This window comes from Flammeovirga sp. SJP92, assembly GCF_001583495.1.
Lineage (GTDB): Bacteria > Bacteroidota > Bacteroidia > Cytophagales > Flammeovirgaceae > Flammeovirga.
Genome location: NZ_LQAQ01000004.1, coordinates 1 through 4,443 on the forward strand (window position 1 = coordinate 1; position 4,443 = coordinate 4,443).

4 protein-coding genes are annotated in these 4,443 nt (G+C 36.3%); 3 read left to right on the plus strand and 1 reads right to left on the minus strand.

The features are described 5' to 3' along the window. The 3 genes from AVL50_RS00335 to AVL50_RS00345 form a co-directional block, all read left to right on the plus strand. On the plus strand, window positions 1-902 hold a 902-nt coding region (locus tag AVL50_RS00335; protein ID WP_172826729.1), incomplete at its 5' end, for an alpha-L-fucosidase. Window positions 903-1,370: 468 nt separating this feature from the next. Further along, a complete protein-coding gene (locus tag AVL50_RS00340) occupies window positions 1,371-2,585 on the plus strand; it encodes an MFS transporter (protein WP_062614494.1) in 1,215 nt (404 codons plus the stop codon). Between the two features lie 4 nt (window positions 2,586-2,589). Continuing rightward, window positions 2,590-3,348: a DUF6250 domain-containing protein gene (locus AVL50_RS00345; protein ID WP_062614495.1), complete on the plus strand. Its 759-nt coding sequence runs from the start codon at window positions 2,590-2,592 to the stop codon at window positions 3,346-3,348. Window positions 3,349-3,636: 288 nt separating this feature from the next. On the opposite strand, the gene AVL50_RS00350 is transcribed toward AVL50_RS00345, so the two are convergent. Next, the gene (locus tag AVL50_RS00350) at window positions 3,637-4,314 is read right to left on the minus strand and encodes a bifunctional 4-hydroxy-2-oxoglutarate aldolase/2-dehydro-3-deoxy-phosphogluconate aldolase (RefSeq protein ID WP_062614496.1); all 678 of its coding nucleotides are present in this window, start codon (window positions 4,312-4,314) and stop codon (window positions 3,637-3,639) included. Window positions 4,315-4,443 lie beyond the last annotated feature (129 nt).

The following is a 4,443-nucleotide window of genomic DNA, read 5'->3' on the forward strand; positions in this document are numbered from 1 at the left end:
AAAAGCAAGGCATCGTTTTCTGTCTGTATCACTCTATCACAGACTGGCATCACCCTCAAGCACAATCCATATTTTACCCTGATTACAACATCGGGCAAAAAGATCAGACAAAATCAAATCCTGAATTTCCGAAGTATTTTAAAAACTATTTAAAACCACAAGTAGGAGAACTTTTAAGCAACTATGGAGATATTGGCGTGATATGGTTTGATGGAGAATGGATTGCTGATTACACTACAGAAATGGGTAAAGAAATGTATGATTACATTCTAGATTTACAACCCAACACAATTGTCAACAATAGAGTGGACAAAGGACGTAACGGTATGGCGGGCTTCAATGTGGAAGGAAATTTTGTAGGTGATTTTGGTACGCCAGAGAAAGAAGTTCCGGCAACAGGAATTGATGAAGATTGGGAAGCATGTTTCACAATGAACGGTTCTTGGGGCTATAAACCTTCTGATCTGAACTGGAAAAGCGATACGTTATTGATCCAAAGTTTAGTAGACATTGTATCAAAAGGCGGTAACTTCTTGTTGAATATTGGCCCTGATGGCCTAGGTAATGTTCCTGAAGAAAGCGTAGTTCGTTTGAACACAATGGGAGAGTGGATGAAGGAAAATGAAGAAGCCATTTACGGAGCGAAAGCTAGTCCATTTGAAAAACCAGAATGGGGTGTTTATACATCAAAAGGAAATGTAGTTTATGCTCACGTTTTTGATTGGCCAGAAGATGGCAAACTTCCATTAAACGAAAAAGTAAAAGTGAAAAGTGCTACACTGTTAGCATCTTCAGGTTCAAATATAGAGTGGGTAGAAGGGGCACTTCAGTTACCTGTTCAACCTACCAATAAGTTTGTTTCAGTCGTTAAAATTGTTTTAGACCAAGAACAACCACTGTAGAATTGAATGAAGAATTAAGAGGGAAGAATGAAGAATTATGGTTCTTGATGTGGCTTAATAACCACCATAAAAACCATTTTACGAACCATAATTCTACATTCTTAATTCTTCATTAAAAAAGTTATATAACTTTTTTTCTAGTACTTATATCCAACTGAACTTCTGAGTACCAAGGTCATCGTTCGCAATCTTGTTTAATAGTGATACACAATTATTTTGAAGAGAGAAAAGAGACATTGCGGATGATGTCTTGGTACTTGGAAGTAGTCAGTACATTGTAAACGCAGTTTTCAATTAGCTAAGTTTTTGGAATTGTGAGATTTTTGATGATCTAACATTAGCAACAATGAACTTTCTACCCGATTAGTTTAGTAGTGCTTCCCCAGCCTTGAAAGTAGATCATAAAAAACTTGTAGAAATTGAAAGTTTACAATGCATTCAGTTTTTATTACTTCAAACAACACAATCATGAATAGCAAAGTAACATCAACTGTATTGCCAGTATTGTTTGGCTTTTTTGTAATGGGTTTCTGTGATGTAGTAGGCATTACCGTAGCACATGTCAAAGAAGATTTACTGGTAGATTACAGCAAAGATTACCAAGATACACTTTCCAACTTAATTCCAGTAGCCCTATTTTCTATGTTTTTGATTTTCTCTATTCCTACGGGAATATTGATGACAAAAATCGGAAGGAAGAAGACAGTTTTACTCAGTAATATCATTACGGTATTTGCAATGTTTATACCGCTGATTGAGTATTCTTTTGAAATGGCTTTGGTTGCATTTGCCCTTTTAGGTATTGCCAATACCATCCTGCAAGTTTCACTAAATCCTCTTTTATCGAATGTAGTGAGCGGAGACCAACTGACAAGTAGTTTAACTGCAGGACAATTTGTAAAGGCAATTTCATCTTTTACGGCACCTTTTATTGCGGCATTTGCAGCAAGCTATTTTAATAATTGGCAATACATTTTCCCTATTTACGCAGTCATCACTTTACTTTCAACAATTTGGCTGTACTTCGCACCTATTGAAGAAACAATCAGTACAGAAAAAGCAAGTTCATTTGGACAGGTTTTAGGTCTCTTAAAAGATAAAACAATTGTGCTTTTATTCTTAGGGATTCTGTTTGTAGTGGGTGTAGATGTAGGCATCAACACCGCTGCTCCCAAAATTCTGATGGAGCGTTGCGGACTCACTTCCATTGAAGCAGGCTATGGCCCAAGCGTATATTTTGCACTTCGTACGTTAGGTGCATTCATGGGTGCATTCATTTTAGCAAAGCTCTCGCCAGCCAAATTCTTTAAAATTAGTATGGTGATTGCAGTAGCCGGCATTGTGGCTTTACTGTTTGTAGAATCAAAGATCGGCATCTTCGCCTTATACGGTCTAATCGGGTTTTTCATTGCTAATATCTTCGCTATTATTTTCGGCATGGCCATGCAAGTTCACCCCGATAAAGCCAATGAAATTTCAGGTTTAATGATCACAGGCGTATTTGGAGGAGCAATTATTCCATTTGCCATGGGATTATTATCCGATGCAATGCATTCACAAATGGGCGCTGTAATTATTATTCTAGGAAGTGCAGCTTACTTATTGATGGCATCATTTACCATCAAAATAAAACAAAAAGCTTCCTCTGAGACAGTAAATGAAGATGTAGTTTTAGCTGAATAGAAAGATGAAAAAAAAGAAGATTTTATGGAGCCTTTTGGCCATCGCAATGATGGGTTGCCACTCCAATGAAGTGCGAACGCTAAAATTAAACGATACCACAACCGTAAAAGCAGAACTGATTTACAGTGATGATTTTGAAAAAGGAATTGATAACTGGAAAGCAGAGCAGATGCCAGGGGGAGAAGTCTATCATAAAGATGGAAAATTGGAAGTGAATGATGCCGGAGGCTGTACCGTTTGGTTTAAAGAAAAACTTCAAGGGCCAATAATGATTGAATATGATGCACATGTCATCAAAAAAGGAGGTGAATTTGACAGAGCTTCTGATTTGAATTGTTTTTGGATGGCCACTGACAGTGAAAACCCTACAAATTTGTTCGCAAAATCAGAATTCAGAAGCGGTCGTTTTCCAAATTACGACTCCTTAAGCCTTTATTATGTGGGTATGGGAGGGCACTACAATAAGAAAACACGTTTCCGTAGATACACCGGTAATGGTGAAAAGCCACTTCTACCAGAACACGATCTAACGGACCCTGAATTTCTAATCACTCCCAACACCACCAAAAAAATCAGACTGATCGCCTACAATGACCTCATTCAATACTACAGAAATGACTCATTGATTTTCAATTATCAAGATCAGCACCCTTACAAAGAAGGACATTTTGGCTTAAGAACAGTACATAATCATATGACACTGGATAATTTTAAGGTTTATCGTCTTATTGAGGATTATGAGCATGTTTCAAATATGCACTAAAAAACACAAAGAACAGGGTTAAAAGGTAATGCGTATTTTATAAAGATTCTTTACCTAATAGATATCGATTACCTTTGTGGCTTGCTTGGATTTTTTTGCGAGAAGGTCCAGCGAGCCACTATAAAAGTTTTTTTACCTTCAATTTTTTCTTTTTCCCCTTAAAAAAAAAAAGTTCTTCCAAAATGAATTAGAAGAACTTATTAAAACTGTAAACTAGCATCGTTATTACAATATTTTATCCATCAGATCAGTGTAAAATCCATGACAATCGATTGTATTTTTTAAGAATTAAAAATTTTTTCTGATGCTGTTTATATCCTCTAAAACTTGCCTTGTCAAAGATTCAATTCCATCAATATCAATATTACCCGAATGTTCTTTAAGGATAAGGTTTGAACCAATTCCAACACAATAAGCACCGGCTTCAAACCAACTTTTTAAGTTATCTTTTTCAGTAGTTACCCCTCCAGTTGGCATTATATTAGACCATGGACATGGTGCTTTTATTCCCTTAATAAAGCCAGGACCACCTACTTGAGCGGCAGGAAATACCTTGACCAATTCCACTCCTAATTCTTCGGCTTTTCCAATCTCAGTGACAGAACCACAACCTGGACTTACAGCAACTTTTCTTCGGTTGCAAATTTTTATCACTTCTTCATTCAATAGAGGACAAACTATAAAATCCGCTCCCATTTGTATGTAAAGCGCAGCAGTAAAAGGATCGACAATAGAACCAATCCCGAGCATCATTCCGGGTAAGTGAGCGTGAGCAAATTCAAGTAGCTTTTCAAAAATTTTGTGAGAATTATCTCCTCTATTAGTGAATTCAAACACTCTGCAACCTCCATCATAAGTTGCTTTTAAAACTTGTTTGGCTGTTTCAAAATCTCTGTGATAAAAGACAGGGACCATACCAATTTCTCCCATCTTTTGTATTACTTCAATTCTAGTGTACTGTGACATAATAATTATTATTTGTTAGCTATTAAGTACAAATTCAAAATTATCTAATACTAATTCTATTTATTGTTTTGCGATTACTTCCTTCAAAAAACTTTCAATAGAACCACTATTAATACGTTTTTTAGCGTT

Coding starts and splice junctions, on each gene's coding strand:
- AVL50_RS00345 (WP_062614495.1), top strand. CDS start 2,590: ATGAAAAAAAAGAAGATTTTATGGAGCCTTTTGGCCATCGCAATGATG.
- AVL50_RS00340 (WP_062614494.1), top strand. CDS start 1,371: ATGAATAGCAAAGTAACATCAACTGTATTGCCAGTATTGTTTGGCTTT.
- AVL50_RS00350 (WP_062614496.1), bottom strand. CDS start 4,314: ATGTCACAGTACACTAGAATTGAAGTAATACAAAAGATGGGAGAAATT.